This is a genomic window from Luteimonas panaciterrae (assembly GCF_020511115.1).
GTDB lineage: Bacteria > Pseudomonadota > Gammaproteobacteria > Xanthomonadales > Xanthomonadaceae > Luteimonas > Luteimonas panaciterrae.
Map to the genome: position 1 here is coordinate 576,845 of NZ_JAJAVH010000007.1, position 17,313 is coordinate 594,157.

General features: G+C 65.3%; 15 protein-coding genes. 8 read left to right on the forward strand and 7 right to left on the reverse strand.

Features of this window, described 5'->3' with window-relative positions:
* The first annotated feature begins 53 nt into the window (after positions 1-53).
* The 5 genes from LG367_RS10595 to LG367_RS10615 all read left to right on the forward strand — a co-directional run bounded on the left by LG367_RS10595 (position 54) and on the right by LG367_RS10615 (position 6,501).
* Positions 54-2,159 carry a TonB-dependent receptor gene (locus tag LG367_RS10595; protein WP_226469197.1) on the forward strand — a complete coding sequence of 702 codons (2,106 nt, stop codon included), beginning with the start codon at positions 54-56 and terminating at the stop codon, positions 2,157-2,159.
* Positions 2,160-2,161: 2 nt separating this feature from the next.
* Entirely contained in the window at positions 2,162-3,316 is a 1,155-nt protein-coding gene (locus tag LG367_RS10600; RefSeq protein ID WP_226469198.1) for a PepSY-associated TM helix domain-containing protein, read from the forward strand.
* A complete protein-coding gene (locus LG367_RS10605) occupies positions 3,313-3,513 on the forward strand; it encodes a hypothetical protein (RefSeq protein ID WP_226469199.1) in 201 nt (66 codons plus the stop codon). The genes LG367_RS10600 and LG367_RS10605 overlap by 4 nt, the downstream gene beginning before the upstream one ends.
* A 622-nt stretch (positions 3,514-4,135) precedes the next feature.
* Positions 4,136-5,380, forward strand: coding sequence for a DUF4331 family protein (locus tag LG367_RS10610; protein ID WP_226469200.1), 1,245 nt, complete (start codon positions 4,136-4,138; stop codon positions 5,378-5,380).
* Positions 5,377-6,501: a hypothetical protein gene (locus tag LG367_RS10615; RefSeq protein ID WP_226469201.1), complete on the forward strand. Its 1,125-nt coding sequence runs from the start codon at positions 5,377-5,379 to the stop codon at positions 6,499-6,501. Before LG367_RS10610 ends, LG367_RS10615 begins: the two co-directional genes overlap by 4 nt.
* Before the next feature lie 24 nt (positions 6,502-6,525).
* Here LG367_RS10615 and LG367_RS10620 read toward each other — a convergent pair whose 3' ends face one another.
* Together LG367_RS10620 and LG367_RS10625 are read right to left on the reverse strand one after the other, a co-directional pair.
* Positions 6,526-8,160: a phytoene desaturase family protein gene (locus LG367_RS10620; RefSeq protein WP_226469202.1), complete on the reverse strand. Its 1,635-nt coding sequence runs from the start codon at positions 8,158-8,160 to the stop codon at positions 6,526-6,528.
* The gene (locus tag LG367_RS10625; protein ID WP_226469203.1) at positions 8,157-9,290 is read right to left on the reverse strand and encodes a UDP-N-acetylglucosamine--N-acetylmuramyl-(pentapeptide) pyrophosphoryl-undecaprenol N-acetylglucosamine transferase; all 1,134 of its coding nucleotides are present in this window, start codon (positions 9,288-9,290) and stop codon (positions 8,157-8,159) included. The genes LG367_RS10620 and LG367_RS10625 overlap by 4 nt, the downstream gene beginning before the upstream one ends.
* A gap of 434 nt (positions 9,291-9,724) precedes the next feature.
* Between LG367_RS10625 and LG367_RS10630 the strand changes: the two genes are divergently transcribed.
* Positions 9,725-11,092, forward strand: a complete 1,368-nt coding sequence (locus LG367_RS10630) for an alkaline phosphatase PhoX (RefSeq protein ID WP_226469204.1) — start codon at positions 9,725-9,727, stop codon at positions 11,090-11,092.
* Between the two features lie 81 nt (positions 11,093-11,173).
* Here LG367_RS10630 and groL read toward each other — a convergent pair whose 3' ends face one another.
* The 4 genes from groL to LG367_RS10650 form a co-directional block, all read right to left on the reverse strand.
* Positions 11,174-12,814, reverse strand: a complete 1,641-nt coding sequence (groL, locus tag LG367_RS10635; RefSeq protein WP_226469205.1) for a chaperonin GroEL — start codon at positions 12,812-12,814, stop codon at positions 11,174-11,176.
* 57 nt (positions 12,815-12,871) lie between these two features.
* The gene (gene groES / locus LG367_RS10640; RefSeq protein WP_226469206.1) at positions 12,872-13,159 is read right to left on the reverse strand and encodes a co-chaperone GroES; all 288 of its coding nucleotides are present in this window, start codon (positions 13,157-13,159) and stop codon (positions 12,872-12,874) included.
* Positions 13,160-13,372: 213 nt separating this feature from the next.
* A complete protein-coding gene (locus LG367_RS10645) occupies positions 13,373-14,131 on the reverse strand; it encodes an SDR family NAD(P)-dependent oxidoreductase (protein ID WP_226469207.1) in 759 nt (252 codons plus the stop codon).
* A gap of 76 nt (positions 14,132-14,207) precedes the next feature.
* The gene (locus tag LG367_RS10650; protein ID WP_226469208.1) at positions 14,208-15,218 is read right to left on the reverse strand and encodes a zinc-dependent alcohol dehydrogenase family protein; all 1,011 of its coding nucleotides are present in this window, start codon (positions 15,216-15,218) and stop codon (positions 14,208-14,210) included.
* 95 nt (positions 15,219-15,313) lie between these two features.
* Here LG367_RS10650 and LG367_RS10655 point away from each other — a divergent pair, with 95 nt between their 5' ends.
* Positions 15,314-16,249, forward strand: a complete 936-nt coding sequence (locus LG367_RS10655; protein ID WP_226469209.1) for a LysR family transcriptional regulator — start codon at positions 15,314-15,316, stop codon at positions 16,247-16,249.
* A 53-nt stretch (positions 16,250-16,302) separates the two neighbouring features.
* Here the strand turns inward: LG367_RS10655 and LG367_RS10660 are convergent, their stop codons facing one another.
* Positions 16,303-16,806, reverse strand: coding sequence for an acyloxyacyl hydrolase (locus tag LG367_RS10660; protein ID WP_226469210.1), 504 nt, complete (start codon positions 16,804-16,806; stop codon positions 16,303-16,305).
* Positions 16,807-16,975: 169 nt separating this feature from the next.
* On the opposite strand from LG367_RS10660, the gene cutA reads away from it, so the two are divergent.
* Entirely contained in the window at positions 16,976-17,302 is a 327-nt protein-coding gene (gene cutA / locus LG367_RS10665; protein ID WP_226469211.1) for a divalent-cation tolerance protein CutA, read from the forward strand.
* Positions 17,303-17,313: the final 11 nt, after the last annotated feature.

The following is a 17,313-nucleotide window of genomic DNA, read 5'->3' on the forward strand; positions in this document are numbered from 1 at the left end:
TCCTCCCGGATGCGCGGTCGAGGCACGAACAATTTTTTGTTGGTGTCCATCCGATGCTTGCGACTTCCCGTCGTTCCGTTGCCGCGCCCGCGGCTCGTTCTCCCCTCGCGCTCGCGCTGAACGTAGTGCTCGGCGTGCTCATCTCCGATCAGGTCGCCGCGGAGGAAGCGCCGCCACCGTCGGCGACCACGCTCGACACGGTTACCGTCATCGCCGACAAGCAGGGCCGTTCGCAGCGCGACACCGGCACTAGCCTCACGGTCGTGGACGGCCAGACGCTGCAGGCGCGCGGCCTGGACGACAGCCGCGCCGCGCTCGGCAACCTGGCCAATGTCACCAGCGCCGGTGTCGGCAATATCGCGCCGGCGGTACGTGGCGTGGATGGAACCGGGCCCGCCACCGGCTCCGACGCCTTCTTCGCCGGTACGCGCCCGCGTCTGAGCCTGAGCATCGACGGACGCCCGGCCAGCTACAACGAGATCGTGTTCGGCGGCGACTCGCTCTGGGACGTGCAACAGATCGAACTGCTACGCGGCCCGCAAAGCCTGCTGCAGGGCCGCAACGCCATCGCCGGCACGCTGGCGATCAAGACCCGCGATCCCAGCTGGGAATCCGAGGGCAGCGTGCGCGTGCTTGCCGGCAATCGCGATCGGCGCCAGGCCGCGTTCGCGGTCTCCGGACCGCTGGCCGGCGATCAGATCGCCTTCCGCATCGTCGGCGACGTGCAGCGCCAGCATAGCTATCTCGATTTCACGCCGATCCCCGGCGCCTCCGATCCAGGCGAATTCGAGACCCGCACGCTGCGAGGCAAGCTCCTGTTCAAGCCGGATGCGCTGCCGGACTTCAGCGCCCTGCTCACCTTCCAGCACGCGCAATCGCGCGCGCCGCAGTTGGAGTCGGTCTCGCGGCCGTTCGACGAGGACCGTACGAGCACGCCGGACATGCCGGTCTTCGACAACCGCAGCAACGTGCTGATCGCGGATACGCAGTGGCGCCTGAGCGATCGTCTGCGCTGGGACAACCTGATCTCGGCCACCGATCTGCACGTGAAGCGCGACGCGCCGGTGGGCACCGGCATCGCCACCATCGACAACCGCGAGTACGTGCTGGAACCAAAGCTGGTGCTCGAAAAGGGAGATGCGCGCACCAGCGGCATCTTCGGCGCCTACTTCTTCCGCGCCAAGCAGCACGAGATCATCGATTTTCCGACCAATGAACGCTTCCGCGACGAGATTCACACCGCCGCGCTCTACGGCGAGACCCAGATCGCGCTCCGCGACGATCTGGAACTGAGCCTGGGCGCGCGATACGAACGCGAAACCCATCGTCGCGTCGGTGGCGACGGCGCGGTGGTCAATATCGATATGGACAAGACCTACAGCGCCTTCCTGCCCAAGCTCGGCCTGAGCTGGCGCGCCAATGAGCACTGGACATTCGGAGGCCTGGTCTCGCGCGGCTACAACGCCGGTGGCGGTGGCGTCGTGGCGGCCTACGTGCCTCCCTTGTTCACGTTCCGGAACTACAGCTACGACCCGGAATACGTCGTCAACTACGAACTGTTCTTCCGCGGCGAACTGGCCGACGGCCGTGTGCAGCTCACCGGCAACATCTTCTACGGCGACTATCGCGACATGCAGTTGCCGTTCGATCTCGATCCGAGGCCGGGCGTATGGTCGGTCGAGGTGCGCAATGCCGATCGTGCCCGCAACTACGGCGCGGAATTCGGCGTGCGCTGGCAGGCGATGCCGTCGCTGGAACTGTATTCCGACATCGGCCTGTTGCGGACCAAGGTGACCGAATATCCGAACTCGGGCATCGAAGGCAACGAATTCGCCAACGCGCCCACGTTCACCTCCAACTTCGGATTTCTGTGGCGCGGCATTGGCGGCGGCGAATTCGGCCTCAACGCGCGGCATTCCAACGCCTACTACTCCGACATCGAGAACCGGCCGCTGGGCCGCACCGATTCCTACTGGCTCGTCAACGCCAAGGGCGGCTATCGTTTCGGCAAGACCTATTTCTTCGCGGGCGTCGACAATCTCTTCGACGACCGCTCCGCGCTGCAGATCTACACCTACAGCATCGACCCCAGCCCCTTCGACTCGGCCACGCTGATCCGCCCGCGTAGCTGGTACGTCGGCGTGCAATACGACTGGTGATCATGGACACGCGCAACGGTTCCCGCTGGTTCCGCCTCAACCTCTGGCTGCATCGCTGGACCAGCCTGGTGGCGACGCTGCCATTTCTGGTGCTGTGCCTGACCGGCACCGTGTTGATCTTCCACGAAGAAATCGACGCGGCGATGGGCGTGGTACCCACGGCCGAGGGCCTGGAAGCAGCACCGCACCGGCCGTTGGCCGAGTCGGTGAACAACATCCTCGCCGTCTCGCCCGGCGAGCGTGTGCTCAGCCTCGGCATCGATCCGAAGGATCATCCCGGCGTGCTGTTGCTCGTGACCGCGGCGAGCACCGAGAACACGTTCGACAACGCCAAACTACGCTTCACGCGCCTGGCCGATGCCAAGCCGACCGACGAACAGGCGCTGGACGCTGACAAGACATTGACCGGTTTTCTGCTGGAGCTGCATGCGCAATGGTTTCTCGGTCCGATCGGTGAACTCGTCGGCGCGTTGATCGCGCTGCTGGTGCTGCTGTCGTTGCTATCGGGCCTGGTGGTCTACGCGCCCTACGTCAAGCGTGTGGTGTTCGGCGTGTTGCGGCGCGGGCGTGGTCCGCGCTTGCTGCAACTGGACCTGCACAACTTCATCGGCGCGATCGTGCTCGGCTGGGCGCTGGCGGTCACCATCACCGGCTTTCTGCTCGGTTTCGGCAGCATCGCCACCGGCTTGTGGGCAAAGACCGAACTGGCGGAAGTGCGCCGCATGAGCGATGCGCGCACGGTCGATCGTCGCCATCCGCCGCTCGATACCGACGGCGCCTATCGCGCCGCGCTCGCGGCGGCGCCACGCGGCTGGCACGTCAACTCGATCATCTTTCCGGGCACCGATTTCTCCACCGATCGCCACTACACCGTGCTGATCAACGGCGACGGCCTGGATGAGCGCCTGTTCCGCGTGGCGCTGGTGGATGCGGTCGACGGCAGTGTCGCCGCGGTCAAGGAACTGCCGCTGTACATGAAGGCGATCGTGTTCTCGCAACCGCTGCACTTCGGCGATTACGGCGGGTTGGCGTTGAAGCTGTTGTGGACGGCATGCACCTGGCTGACGTTGTTCATCACCGGCAACGGTGCCTGGCTGTGGTGGAACCGCAGACGCAAGCGTCCGCGCGCCTTGACATCGGTTGGAGCACAGGCATGAACGGTCGACGGACGTTGTCACTCGTTCTCGTGCTCGCATTGATCTGCATCGCCGGCATCGTCGGCATGCTGCTGAGCGAGAGTGCTCTGGACTGGCTGTTCTTCGCGATGACGGCGGCGCCGTTGTTGATCGGCGCGTGGCGCTGGTGGGCATCGCGCGGCGACGGGATACCGCAGCGACAGAGAAGCGCGCGCTGACGCGCGAACTCGAAGGCGCGAACGCAGCCGCAAGAACGCCCTGAGCGCATCGCATTCGCCATCGATGCGCCCCTCATCGACCGGCCTCATTGCCGGCGATTTCAGGGAAGAACGCCGCATCGCAACATGCAAGCAAAAAAAAGCCCGGAGCGGCGGACCGCTTCGGGCTTTTGCTCCCTCCCCCACGTCGGGTGCGAGCGAATCGTGAAGGAGACGTTACCCACGATGCACGCTGCACTGCAAAAAAATACTGACGGGTTCAGGAAACCGCATCGGCCGTACATGCGATTTTTATCGTTCTAAACCGCGCCATTTCGCCATTTGCGGGTGCCCGCTCGACGGCCGCCGAGCGCCGCGACAAGCCGCGAATCACGCACGAAAACACCGCGTCGCAGACACCGCTGCGCAACGGTGTGCGCTGCACTCGGTTCTTGCGGCTTTCTGAAAACGGTTCCGACCGATCGGCGCGATCAACGCCTCGTCTCCGCCGAGCCATGCCGATCGCTAAAGATTTCGACAGCCAAAGAGGCGCCGATCCGTTGTCATTGCATACGACAGCAGCATCCACCGTATGGACGCTACTCCCGCCGGCGACGGCAGCCCCTCTTGCGCGCATCCTCCCATGACAACATCACTCATCAAGACCATCGGCTCCTGTGCGTTCGCGCTCGCCGGTCTGTCACCCGCGCTCTCCGCGCGATGCTCCGACCATCTGGACACACCCACCGTCATCGCGGATCCAGCCGCCGACATCGGTGATCTTTATGCCTGGATGTCACCGGATGGCAAACGCCTCAACCTGGTGATGGACATCGTCGGACGCGAGTTCTCCGACAAGCTCCAATACGTTTTCAGCATCGACAGCGGCAAACGTTTCGGCAAGACCACATCAACGACCACCATCGTCTGTCGCTTCGATACCGCCAAGACGGTCGAATGCCAAGGCGGCGATGCGGATCATGTGCGCGGCGACGCCGGCAAGGACGGCGGCATCACCAGCGCGGATGGACGTCTGCGCGTGTTCGCCGGATTGCGCGACGATCCCTTCTTCAACAACGTCAAGGGCACGCGCGAGGCCTACGATGTCGCGTTCGCGGCGCTCAAGAGCGGAGTCGCGAGTGATGCCGCGGGATGCCCGCAGTTCGACGCCACGACCGCATCTCGAATCCTCGACCGCTGGCACCATACCAGCGGCGGACCGGCGCGCGACTTCCTGGCCGGATGGACGGCGGCGGCACTGGTGGTCTCGGTCGACATTCGTGCGGTGAACCGTGGCGGCCCGCTGCTGGCGATCTGGAGCAGCACGCGCGCCACGCCCGCCTCCGAGCCGGCGCTGCGCACGGGCGCGAAACGACATCCAGCGCTCGGCGCTCCGATCGACCGCGTTGGACGCACGCTCACGGGCAATGCACTGATCGGCCCATTGGATCCGGAAGAAGTCAGCGACCGTCGCAAGGAGCAGTACAACCGTGCCGCGCAATCCGATTGGCCGCAGTTCGTCGCCGATATCCGCCGCACACTCGGGCTCTACGACGCATTCGACGGGGTCTGTGGCAATCAACGCCTCGCCAACCGTCGCACGCATGCGCCGCGGCGCTACGAGGCGATGGCGCGGTTGCTGGTCGACGATCGGCTTTGGGTGAACAGCGCCACGGGAGCATGCACGCGCTACATGGCGGTCGAACTCAATGCCAACGGCACGAAGAACGCGGATTGCGGCGGACGCACACCCAACTACGACGCCATCGACGTCTATCGCTCCCTGCTGGTGACAGGCCAGGAGCGCGGTGTCGATGACGGCGTGGATCGTGACGACCGGACGCACTCCAGCACCGAATTCCCATTCCTGGCGGCGCCCTCTCCATGAAAACGCATCCCTTCTCTCTCGTTCTCGGCGGACTGCTGACACTGGTCGCCCCGCTGGCACTCGCATCCGAAACCATGCGCGCCACGACAGCCGGCGCGATCGCCATCGCCAATCTGGACCATCTCATCGCTCGCCAGGGCAGCGACGCGGCGGTTGTCGATTTGCTGCTCGAACGCGCGCGATTCCTCGGCGACCACGACGCGCTGCAACGCGCGACCGTCCTGGCGGAAGCCCACTCGACGACCGCCGCCGATCTTCTGCACCGCGCGCAAGCCCGTGCGGCCGCGCATCGTTTCACTTCGGCGCTCGCGGATCTCGCTGCAGCCGAACGCATGGGCGCCGACACCGGAACCGTCGCCAATGCACGCGCCGCGATCCAGATCGCGACCGGACACGCGCGCGAGGCCGTGGAATCTCTGCACGCACGGACCACTTCGCATCCCGGATATGCTTCATACGCCATGCTCGCCGCCGCCTATGCGGAACTGGGACGCTATGAGGAAGCCGATAGGCTCTATGCCAGGGCCGAGGCCGAACTCGACACCACGTCACCCTTCCCGCACGCGTGGCTGTCGTTCGCACGCGGATTGATGTGGTCGGAGCAGGCGGGCGATGCCGAGCGTGGTGAGATTTTCTACGTGCAAGCGTTGCACTACCTTCCGCAATTCGCCACGGCCAACATCCACATGGCCGAGATCGAATACGCGCGTGGCGATCATGCTGCTGCGGCGGCAAGGTTGCGACGCGTACTCGCCATCACGCCGGAACCCGAAGCGCTCGGACTGCTCGGCGACATCCTTGTCGGCACCGGCGAGCATGAGCAGGGCCATCGCGCGATCGACGCCGCGCGCGCCGGTTACGAGGCACTGCTGCGCGATCAGCCACTCGCCTATGCCGACCATGCGGCCGAGTTCTATCTCGGTCCCGGCCAGGATTACACGCGCGCCTGGCAACTGGCGCGGCAGAATCTCGACAATCGGCCGACGCCGCGTGCCTACGAGCTGGCGATCGATGCCGCGCGCGCATCGGGGAATGCCGACACGGCGTGCGAGCTGCTCGCGCGTGATCGCGCCCGCTATGGGCGCGAAGCACTCCCCGCGAATGGGGGCTGCGGAACGTGAATCATCACGTCAACGCTCCGCGATTTAGCTTGGACGCGGACTGCGTCCAAGATCGCGCAGGATTTCACGCGCCGCGTTGCGTCCCGGCAAACCGGTGACACCACCACCGGGATGGGTGCCGGAGCCGCACAGGTAGAGACTGCGCAAGGCACCACGGTAATTGCCCTGGCCGAGCAGCGGGCGCGCGGAGAACAGCTGATCGAGTCCGAGCGAACCGTGGAAGATATCGCCGCCGATCAGGCCGAAACGCCGTTCGAGATCCAGCGGCGAAAGTGCTTCATAGCCCAGCACGCTGCGCTTGAAATTCGGCGCGTAGGCGTCGACGGTTTCGATCATCAGTTGCGCGACGGTGTCGCGGTGCGCGCCCCAGCCGCCGCCGACTTCACTGCTGTCGGACAACTCCGGACTCACGTGCTGGCAGAACAGGCTGGCGACATGCTGCCCAGCCGGTGCGAGCGTGTCGTCGAGCGTGGAAGAGATCACTACTTCGACGATCGGCGCACGCGCCCAGCCGGCGTTGTATTGCTTCGATTTCGCGTCGAAGTAGGCCTGCTCGAAATAACGCAGCGACGGCCCGATCAGGATGCCACTCTGGTGGTGCGGTTGCAGCTGTGTTCCCGGCGCGGCGGTGAAATCCGGCAATTCCGACAAGGCGACGTTCATGCGGAACGTACCCGATCCGCAGCGATAGCGCGCGATGCGCTCGGCGGTGTCGTCGTCGAGCGCGTTGCGCTCGACGAGCTTCGTGTAGAGCAGCTTCGGATTGAGATTGGACACGACGGTGCGGGCGCGGAATTCGCGTCCATCCGCCAGCCTCGCGCCAACCGCACCACCGTTCTCGACCAGCACGGATGCCACATCGGCATCGGTTTCGACGATGACGCCGCGCGCGGCACATTCCTTCGCCATCGCCTGCGTGATCGCGCCCATGCCGCCGATGGCGTGTCCCCATACGCCGCTCTTGCCGTTGACCTCGCCGAAGACGTGATGCAACAACACGTAGGCGGAGCCGGGCGTGTACGGGCTGGCGAAATTGCCCACCACCGAATCCCAGCCGAGCACGGCCTTCAGCGGTTCGGACTCGAACCACTGGTCGAGCATTTCTCCTGCCGACTTGGTGAACAGGTCGAGCAGATCGCGGCGACCGCGCATGTCCAGATGCTTGAGCTGCTTCGCCACCGCATACGAGGACAGCCAGTCGGCGAGCACGAAACGATCGCTCACGTTCGGCGGCGTGCGCGTCATCAACTCGCGCAGCACGACGACGATGCGGTCGAGCATGTCGTAGTACGCGGGCAACCGTTCCGCGTCACGCTGCGACCAGCGCGCGACCTCCGCCTGCGTGCCGGCTCCGCCGAGACGGAACGCGCGCCCGTCCGGCAGCGGCAGGAAATTCGCGTAAGGCCGCTCCACCACGCGCAGACCGTGTTCGGCTAGGCGCAGTTCGCGGATCACTTTCGGATTGAGCAGGCTGACCGTGTAGCTGGCGACCGAATTGCGGAATCCAGGATGGAATTCCTCGGTGACCGCGGCACCGCCGACGATGCCGCGCCGCTCCAGCACGCGCACGCGCAATCCGGCGGCGGCGAGATAAGCGGCACAGACCAGGCCGTTATGGCCGCCGCCGATGATCAATACGTCGGAAGTCTGTTCGCTCATTTCGCACCTCGCGCGGCCAGCATGCGCTCGACCTGATCGGCCAGATTGGCCGCCGCTTGCGGACGCGCCATCGTGCTGGCCACCGCGGCCGCTTGCGGGAGTTTCGTGTCGGAGGCGAACAGTTCCGCCAGCAACGCGGTCAAGGCTTCGACGCTGAGGTCCGGTTCCATCACGCACCAGCCGGCGCCGGCCGCGGCCATCGTTTCGGCGTTGCGGCGCTGTTCTTCGCGCGAACCACCTTGCGGGATCGGCACGAAGATCGCGGGACGACCGACCGTGAGCAGATCGGCGGCGGTACTCGCGCCCGCGCGCGTGATGACCAGATGCGCCTGCGCCAGACGCGCGCCCATGTCCTCGAAGAACGGGCGGATCGTGGCTTCCACGCCTGCTTCGCGCAATCGTGCAGTGATGGCGTCGGTGTCGTCACCTTTGTATTGCAGCGACACGTGCAAGCGTCGACGGATCTGCTCCGGCAACGCCAACAGCGCTGGCGGTACCGTTTCGCCGAAGACGCGCGCACTCTGGCTACCGCCGACGACCAGCAGATGCAATGGGGTTTCCATCGAGAGCGCGGGATACGGCGCGCGCGCGGCAAGGATGTCGCGCCGCACCGGATTGCCGGTCTCGACGATGTTCGCGGCATCGAAGCCACCGGCGCCGGACACACGCGGAAACGAGATGGCAAGCGCATCGGCGAAGCGCAGCAGCTGCCGGTTCGCCATGCTGAGTTGGGTCGCCTGTTCGTGCAGCAGCAGCGGCAGGCCGCGGATCTTCGCCGCCACTGCTGGCGCGAAGCTCGGATAACCACCGAAACCGGCCACCAAGGCGACACCTCGACGCTTCATGTCGCGCCGCGCCTGCCAGGCCGCGCGTGCGATCGTCAGCGCGGCGGCGAGCTTGCCGATCAAACCGCCAGCCAGACTGCGCGCGGGCAGCACCACGTAGGGCAGCCCTTCCAGCGCCTTCGTGTAGGCGGCACCGCGGCGCTCCGTGTAGATCACCACCTGGTGCCCACGCGCGAGCAGTTCGCGCGCCAGCGCTTCCGCCGGGAACAGGTGTCCGCCGGTGCCGCCCGCGGCGAGCCCGATCGTGCGTGAAGTGACGTCTGGATTGCGTGCCGGCTGCGTCATGGAAGGCATCGAATGGGAAGCCGGGCACTATAGCGGCGGGCGGCGCCGGCAGCCAGAAACAGGGGCTGCAGCGGCCATGCGGCACATGCTGGACGATCGATCATCAATCCTCGACACGCGGGCATTCCGTGCGTCTTCCCGCGCGACCACAGCGGCGGCCAGGCAATCCCGCCGCGCTCACGAGGTATGGACGCACAGCTAGCGCTGTTCACTTAAAAGCATGAACAGCGAAGCCCCGCATATCGCGAGGTTTCGTATTGAACAGTTCGCCCTCCGCTCGCCGAGGCGTTCACAAACATTGGCTTCACGAGCACGGGTGCTGCCACCCGACTGTCATGGTTGCGGAATACGGTCAGCCTTCCCCCAGGCAGCCCGGAGCACCCATGTCTCGGCAACCCAACCCTCCTGTTCTCAACGCACCTGTCCCCCTCGATATGCCCCGCCGGCGCGAATTCCTGCGCCAAACCTTCATTACCGCCGGCGCGATCAGCCTCGGCAGCTTCCTCGCCGACGACAGCGCCGCCGCCGTCTTGAAGCCCGAACACGGGCACGGACATGGCCACTGGCCGTGGCCCGGCGGCCGTTTCAGCCCCTTCTCGAAATTCTCGGAACTGCAGCCGCCCAACGCCGACGGCGTGATGCTGCCGCGGGGGTTCCACGCGCGCGTCGTGGCGCGTTCGAGCCAGCGCCCGAGCGCGGCCAGCACCTATTCGTGGCACGGCGCGCCCGATGGCGGCGCCACCTTCGCCACGCGCGGCGGTGGCTGGGTCTATGTGAGCAATGCCGAACTGCACGATGGCGCGGGCGGCGTCGGCGCGCTGCGCTTCGATCGCTTCGGAACGGTGATCGATGCATATCCGATCCTGCTCGGCACGTCGGTCAATTGCGCGGGCGGTCCGACGCCCTGGAACACCTGGCTGTCCTGCGAGGAGCATGCCAGCGGCCTGGTGTGGGAATGCGATCCCTACGTCGCCAACGGCCATCGTCCGGGCCGCTATCCGGACACCGACGGCCGCAGCCTGCCCGCGCTCGGCCTGTTCGAACACGAAGCGGTGGCGGTCGATCCGTTCCAGCGCGTTCTGTACATGACCGAGGATGCCGGTTCCGGTGGCGGCGGACGTGTCTATCGCTTCGTTCCCACGCATCGCGATTGGCCGCCGGGCCGTGGCGTGCGCCCCAAGTTGCGCGACGGGCGACTGCAGGTGCTACGGATCAAGACGTTCGCGGACGATGTCGATCCGAGCGCCCTCGACCTGGCCGGGCGCATCACGGTCGACACACCGCCGCAGCCGGTGGAATGGGTCGATGCGCTGGAACCGAATCAACCGCAGAGAGCCGTGCGCGACAGCTATCGCGCTGCGGGAACCACACCGCCCGGCCAGCATTTCCCCAAGGCCGAGGGCATGTGGTTCTTCAACGGCATCGTCTACTTCGTTACCTCGTTCAATCAGCGCATCTGGGCCTACGACACGCATCATTCGACGCTAGAGCTGATCTACGACGGCAATGTGGGCGACAAGAGCAAGCATTCGATCGACGAGCCGGACAACCTGATCGTCTCGCCGCTGGGCGACATCCTGGTGGCCGAGGATTCGGGCAATCTCGAGATCGGCGTGCTGCGATTGCACGACGGCACCTCGCAGCCGCTGATGCGGCTGATCGGGCATGACGACAGCGAGGTCACCGGCCTGGCGTTGTCGCCGGACGGGCGGCGCCTGTATTTCAGTTCGCAGCGCGGCGAGACCGGTCACGACGAGGATGGCATCACGTTCGAGGTCACCCTGCCGTTCCCGGCCAAATAATTCGATTCGGAAACGGCACAGGCAACAAAAAAGCCCCGCATCGCTGCGGGGCTTTTCTTGTGCTTCGCGGGAAGCAGCGGCTTAGAAATCCATACCGCCCATGCCGCCCATGCCACCGCCGGCCGGCATCGCCGGCTCGTCCTTCTTCGGCAGCTCGGCCACCATCGCTTCGGTGGTGATCATCAGGCCGGCGATCGAGGACGCGTTCTGCAGCGCGGTGCGGGTGACCTTGGTCGGATCCAGGATGCCGAACTCGACCATGTCGCCGAACTCGCCGTTGGCGGCGTTGTAGCCGAAGTTGCCACTGCCGTCCTTCACCTTGTTGAGGATGACGGAGGGTTCTTCACCGGCGTTGGTGACGATCTCGCGCAGCGGCGCTTCCATCGCGCGCAGGGCGATCTGGATGCCGTGGTTCTGGTCTTCGTTGGCACCCTTCAGGCCGCTGATGGCCGACAGCGCGCGGATCAGCGCGACGCCACCACCCGGGACCACGCCTTCTTCCACCGCCGCACGCGTGGCGTGCAGGGCGTCTTCGACGCGGGCCTTCTTTTCCTTCATTTCGATTTCGGTCGAGGCGCCGACCTTGATCACCGCCACGCCGCCGGCGAGCTTGGCCACGCGCTCCTGCAGCTTCTCACGGTCGTAGTCGGAGGAGGTTTCCTCGATCTGCGCCTTGATCTGCTTGATGCGGCCTTCGATGCCGGAGGTTTCGCCGGCGCCGTCGATGATCGTGGTGTTTTCCTTGCTGACCTGGATCTTCTTGGCGCGGCCGAGATCCTTGATGGTCGCCTTCTCGAGCGAGAGGCCGACTTCCTCGGAGATCACGGTGCCGCCGGTGAGGATCGCCATGTCTTCCAGCATCGCCTTGCGACGGTCGCCGAAGCCCGGCGCCTTGACGGCGCAAACCTTGACGATGCCACGGATGGTGTTGACCACCAGCGTCGCCAGCGCTTCGCCTTCCACTTCCTCGGCGACGATCAGCAGCGGCTTGCCGGCCTTGGCCACGCCCTCGAGGACGGGCAGCAGGTCGCGCACGTTGGAGATCTTCTTGTCGTGCAGCAGGATGTACGGGTCATCCAGCTCGGCCGACATCGACTGCTGGTTGTTGACGAAGTAGGCGGACAGGTAGCCGCGGTCGAATTGCATGCCCTCGACGACGTCGAGTTCGTTTTCCAGGCCCGAACCTTCCTCAACGGTGATCACGCCTTCCTTGCCGACCTTCTTCATCGCGTCGGCGATGATGTTGCCGATCGACTCGTCACTGTTGGCGGAGATCGTGCCGACCTGGGCAATGGCCTTGTCGTCGGCGGTGGGCTTGGAGAGCTTCTTCAGCTCTTCGACGGCGGCCACGACGGCCTTGTCGATGCCGCGCTTGAGGTCCATCGGGTTCATGCCGGCGGCGACCGCCTTGGAACCTTCGCGGATCAGCGCCTGCGCCAGCACGGTGGCGGTGGTGGTGCCGTCACCGGCGTTGTCGGAGGTCTTGGAAGCGACTTCCTTCACCATCTGCGCGCCCATGTTCTCGAACTTGTCGGCCAGTTCGATTTCCTTGGCGACGGAGACGCCGTCCTTGGTGATGGTCGGGGCGCCGAAGCTCTTCTCGAGCACGACGTTGCGGCCCTTCGGGCCGAGGGTGGCCTTGACGGCGTTGGCGAGCACGTTGACGCCGCGCACCATCTTCGCGCGCGCATCCTCACCGAAACGGATTTCTTTGGCAGCCATGGTTCAAAACTCCAGGGGATTTTTCAGATTTCGAAATTGGGGTGTGACGCGGCGCGATCAGCCGACGATGGCGAGGATGTCGTCTTCGCGCACGATCTTGTATTCGACGCCGTCCTGCTTGTAGGACGAGCCCGAGTACTGGCCGTAGATGACCTTGTCACCGACCTTGACCTTCGGGGCGCGCAGGCTGCCGTTGTCGAGCGCCTTGCCCTCACCGACGGCGACCACTTCGCCCTTGGTCGGCTTTTCCTTGGCGTTGTCGGGGATGAGGATGCCACCGGCGGTGACTTCGTCGGCTTCAACGGGTTTCACGACCACGCGGTCGTAGAGCGGCTTGAGATTCATTGCAACCCTCGCAAATGATTGAAAGAAAAGAATAAATTGACGAAACAAACGCAAATTTTAGCAGTCGAATGTGACGAGTGCCAAACTCGCGGGCAAGAAAACCCGGCGAGGCCGGGATGGCGTTGACATGAGGAGGGCGCCCCGGCTTTTCAAGGGGCGGGAGTCGTCGGCGACGCCGGGATGGTCCTATGCCGTCCTGGCGCACTCACGGGCTCAATGGGCGAAGTAGTGCATGCCGCCGTCGACGGGGATGACCGCCCCGGTGACGTAGTGGGCCAGGGGCGAAGCCAGGAAGGCGGCCACGCGGCCGATGTCTTCGGGATCGCCAAAATCGCCGGCCGGAATGTTGCGCGCGATGAATTCCTGGCGCTCGGCTTCGGTGGCATGCAGGCGAGCCAGGGTCTGCGCGCTCCTGATCCGCCCCGGCGCGATGCAGTTGACCGTGATTCCTTCGGACGCCACATCGCAGGACAGCCCCTTGGACCACAGGTGCAAGGCGCCTTTGGCGGCGCTGGCGGCATTGAGGCGGCGAGGCTCCATCGAACCGCTGATATTGATCACACGTCCCCAGCGGTGGGCGAGCATGCCGGGGAGCAGTAGCTGGGTCAGACGGCGTGCCGAGGCGAAGTTCAAGGCAAAGGCTTCCTCCCAGACCGTCTCGTCGCTCTGGAAGTCGGTGGGCCGGGAACCACCCGCGCAGTTGGCCAGGATGTGGATCGAGCCGAGCGCCGCGTGGGCCTGTGCCGCCACGCGAATGATCTGTTCGTGATCGGTGAGATCACCTTCCAGCACAACCGGCTCGGGATGACCGGCCGCGCGCAGCTCATCCGCCAAGTCCCGCAGGCCGTCGACGTCGCGTGCGGTGAGCGCGAGACGCACGCCCTCGCCCGCCAGCACGCGCGCCACTCCGGCACCGATACCGGAACTGGCACCCGTCACCAATGCCGCGCGTCCTGTCAGTTGCAGATCCATGATTCAAATTCCTCGTACAAAAAAGTCGTGATGTGTGAAATAGCGAAGGCATCGCGTCATCGCTTTCCATCGGCGATCAATCCATCCGGATCACTGGCTTGCCGATCGCACGGTTGCTGCCGATCGAGGCGATCGCCGCCACGGCGTCATCGAATCCATGCACGGCGCCGACCACCGGCTCGATGCGATGCCGTTCGACCGCGGCGAGAAAATCCTCGAGATCGCGGCGGCCGCCGACGCTGACGCCGTGCACGTTGAGCTGGCGCGACATGATCGGTGCGATCAGGTTGCCGTTGACCTCGAAGCCCTGCAGGAAGCCGACGATCGCGATATGCGCGTTGTCGGCCGCCGCATCGAGCAGAGCAAGCAGCGCATTACCGCCGACGACATCGACGATGCCGTCGACACCGCGGCCATCCGTCAGATCGCGCACGACCGCGGCCAGGTCCGGCGTGCGCTTGTAGTCGATCACGGCGCGCGCGCCGAGCGTGCGCAGCAACTCTGCTTTCGCTTCGTCGCTGGTGGTGGCGATCACGTCGATGCCGTCGGCGACGGCGAGTTGCAGCGCCATCAGCGAGACGCTTCCCGTGCCTTGCACCAGCAGATGCGCTCCGGGCCGCAGCTGCAACCGTCGCAGCGCCGTCCACGCGGTCAGGCCGGACACCGGCAATACCGACACCTGTTCGACATCCAGGAATTCCGGCGCCCGCAGCGCGGCGTTCGCCGGCAGGCGGATGTATTGCGCGAGCCAGCCATCGAGCGGGCCACCGAGCTTGCTGGCGTGATAGGCCGAACGAAAAGGGCCGTCCTGCCACGCGGTGGCATACAGCCCGACCACGCGATCGCCGATGCGCAGATCCTCGACGCCCTCCCCGACCGCCTCGATCCGGCCGACACCGTCCGACAAGGGCACGAACGGCCGCGGCAGCGACGACTGATAACGCCCGGTGGCGAGCGCGTAATCCCGGTAATTGACCGAGGCGGCCTCGACCCGGACCACGACCTCACCGGGGCCCGGCGACGGGGTGGGCAGCAGCAGCCGGCGCAGACTGTCCAAGGTATGGCCTTGGAGTTCGTAGGCATCCATGAGCGACCTCCGGGAAGTGAGGTGCGCAGCCTATTATTGAATCATTCGCTGATATACGATCATTAAATCAAATAATCATTGCTTAAAACTCAACAATGCTCGGCGGACTGTACGCGGAACTGGAAGCCTTCGAGACGATCCTCCAGCAGGGGAGCTTCACCGCGGCCGCGCGCCAGCTCGGCATCACCACCGGCGCGGTGACGCGCCGACTGCGGACGCTCGAAACCCGGCTGGGCATCCAGTTGTTGCATCGCTCGACGCGGCGGCTGAGCCTCACCGAACCCGGCCGCCACTACTACGCCGAGATCGCGCCGGCGCTGGCACAGATCGCCGCCGCCGCGGAACGCGCGCGCGATCTGTCGGCGCAGCCGCGCGGCGAACTGCGCGTGTCGCTGCCGATGAACTTCGGGCGGCTGTACGTGATGCCGCATCTGTCCGACTTCCTGCAACGATGGCCGGGCATCGAAGTCGACGCGCGCTTCGACGATCGCCTCGTCGACCTGGTCGGTGAAGGCTTCGATCTGGCGATCCGCATCGGCGCGTTGACCGATTCGCGCCTGGTCGCGCGGCGCCTCGCCGACACGCGACGCATCCTGGTCGCCGCGCCCGACTACCTGGAGCGTCGCGGCACGCCGAAGACGCCGGGCGATCTGGTCGAACACGACTGCCTGCACTACACCTTCTTCGACGCGACTTCGACCTGGACTTTCCATCGCGGCACCGAGCCCATACGCGTGCCCGTGCACGGCCGCCTGAAGTCGAACTACGGCATGCCGCTGGTCGACGCCGCGGTGCAAGGCCACGGCATCCTGCAGAGCGCCACCTTCGCGGTCGCGGAGGAGCTCGCCGACGGCCGCCTGCGCGAAGTGCTGCCGGACTGGAATCTGGTGCCGATCGGCATCTACGCCGTCTATCCCGGTCGCGAGTATCGGCCACGCAAGGTCGATGTCTTCATCGATTTCCTGCAGGAAACGATCGGCACGCCGCCGCGCTGGGATCGTCTCCTCGGCGCGGCGACGGCGCGCGGCTGATACAGGCGTTTCAGAAAGGCAATTTCAGAAACGTCATTTCATAAGCCGTCGTTTCAGAAACGCCAACCGGCCAACAGCATCGTCTCGCCACCATTCGGCTCGTGCAGCCTGGCGTTGGAGACGTGACGCACGATCAGCGAGAAGCGATCGTGACGCCACCCCGCACTGCTCACGAACTGCGGAGAGCCCGACAAGGCGTCGGTATGACCGGATTGCCCACCGACGCCGAATCCCAGCAGCCAGCCTCTGTCGAACTCGAGCCGCGCGCCGAGATAGCCGACCGTGACACCTTCGTTGAGGTCACGGTCGCCACGCACATGGCGGCCGTCGAAGTACATCGCGCCGACCTCGGCACGCAGCGTGGCGTATTCGAACCGGCGCCATTCGGGAACCCAAGCCACCGCGACGACGCTGGTCGCCTCGCCGCCGGTGGTGACGGAAACGCCGCCGTGGGCCTCGAACTGCGCGAAGGCGGCGGGACTGATCAAAGCGGAGCTCAGCAAAAGCAACAGCAGCGCCGCCGGTCGCCATTGTCTGGCGATGAGCTTGCGAATCACGGATGCCTCGATGGGGGAGGAGGATCACGCCGCGGTATCTGGGTGTGTGGGGCGCGCGATTAAAGCGATTCGCGGGCGTGTGACACTGAACACACTGTTCCATGCCGAGGGTTCGGGTTCGCTAGACTCACGCTGTTCTAGAACCGTGCTGCTCTTCAAGAGGCGCGCCATGTCCGACATACGCATCGTGTTCTGCACCTGCCCCGACAACGACAGTGCATCGCGCATCGCCGAGGCGCTGGTCGGCGAGCGGCTGGCGGCGTGCGTGAACATCTTGCCTGCCATTGATTCCGTGTATCGCTGGCAGGGCGCGATCGAGCGCGCCAGTGAAGTACAACTGATCATCAAGACGGTGGAAGCGCGCATGGATGCGCTCACCACCCGCATTCGCGCGCTGCATCCCTACGAATTACCCGAAGTCGTCGCGATCGAAGCCGCGAGCGGATTGCCGGCGTATCTGGACTGGGTGCGCGCGGAAACGACGCCCGAATCGTGATGCCTGATGCG

Coding starts and splice junctions, on each gene's coding strand:
- LG367_RS10595 (WP_226469197.1), top strand. CDS start 54: ATGCTTGCGACTTCCCGTCGTTCCGTTGCCGCGCCCGCGGCTCGTTCT.
- LG367_RS10600 (WP_226469198.1), top strand. CDS start 2,162: ATGGACACGCGCAACGGTTCCCGCTGGTTCCGCCTCAACCTCTGGCTG.
- LG367_RS10605 (WP_226469199.1), top strand. CDS start 3,313: ATGAACGGTCGACGGACGTTGTCACTCGTTCTCGTGCTCGCATTGATC.
- LG367_RS10610 (WP_226469200.1), top strand. CDS start 4,136: ATGACAACATCACTCATCAAGACCATCGGCTCCTGTGCGTTCGCGCTC.
- LG367_RS10615 (WP_226469201.1), top strand. CDS start 5,377: ATGAAAACGCATCCCTTCTCTCTCGTTCTCGGCGGACTGCTGACACTG.
- LG367_RS10620 (WP_226469202.1), bottom strand. CDS start 8,160: ATGAGCGAACAGACTTCCGACGTATTGATCATCGGCGGCGGCCATAAC.
- LG367_RS10625 (WP_226469203.1), bottom strand. CDS start 9,290: ATGACGCAGCCGGCACGCAATCCAGACGTCACTTCACGCACGATCGGG.
- LG367_RS10630 (WP_226469204.1), top strand. CDS start 9,725: ATGCCCCGCCGGCGCGAATTCCTGCGCCAAACCTTCATTACCGCCGGC.
- groL (WP_226469205.1), bottom strand. CDS start 12,814: ATGGCTGCCAAAGAAATCCGTTTCGGTGAGGATGCGCGCGCGAAGATG.
- groES (WP_226469206.1), bottom strand. CDS start 13,159: ATGAATCTCAAGCCGCTCTACGACCGCGTGGTCGTGAAACCCGTTGAA.
- LG367_RS10645 (WP_226469207.1), bottom strand. CDS start 14,131: ATGGATCTGCAACTGACAGGACGCGCGGCATTGGTGACGGGTGCCAGT.
- LG367_RS10650 (WP_226469208.1), bottom strand. CDS start 15,218: ATGGATGCCTACGAACTCCAAGGCCATACCTTGGACAGTCTGCGCCGG.
- LG367_RS10655 (WP_226469209.1), top strand. CDS start 15,314: ATGCTCGGCGGACTGTACGCGGAACTGGAAGCCTTCGAGACGATCCTC.
- cutA (WP_226469211.1), top strand. CDS start 16,976: ATGTCCGACATACGCATCGTGTTCTGCACCTGCCCCGACAACGACAGT.